The sequence below is a fragment of the Neisseria sp. SLRRB23 genome, from assembly GCF_050896295.1.
Classification (GTDB): Bacteria; Pseudomonadota; Gammaproteobacteria; order Burkholderiales; family Neisseriaceae; genus Neisseria.
Genome location: NZ_JBPBFH010000083.1, coordinates 1 through 490 on the forward strand (window position 1 = coordinate 1; position 490 = coordinate 490).

Annotated in this window: 1 protein-coding gene; it reads left to right on the forward strand. The window is 54.1% G+C overall.

What is annotated here, in order from left to right; translation table 11 throughout:
* On the forward strand, positions 1-490 hold a 490-nt coding region (locus tag ACRPFF_RS11130; RefSeq protein ID WP_432674665.1), incomplete at both ends, for an IS110 family transposase.

Here is a 490-nt window from a genome sequence, read left to right on the forward strand (position 1 = left end):
CATAGCCGTGATTATCGCCAACCCGCGTCAGACGCATCAGTTTGCCCAATCGCAGTCGCTGACCAAAACCGACGCCAAAGATGCCAAAATGCTCGCCTTCTTCGCACAGATGACGGCACAGAAAGAAGATTGGCAAACCATGCTCTACCACCCGCCCACCGAAGCGGAAGAAGTGTTGGAAGCCTTGGTTAACCGCCGCAACCAACTGGTGGATATGCGGACTGCCGAGAAAAACCGTCTGCATCAGGTTCATGAAACGCAAGTCGAAAGCGTCAAACAACTGATTGCCCATTTTGACCGGCTGATTGACGAATTGGACAAACAAATCGACGACCACACCCACACGCATTTTGACGGCAAAGCCCAAGTGGCAGAGCAAATCAAAGGCATCGGTTCGATAACGACGGCTACGCTGATGGCGATGCTACCTGAATTGGGGCGGCTGTCGCACAAACGGATAGCGAGTCTGGTCGGCATTGCCCCGCACCCG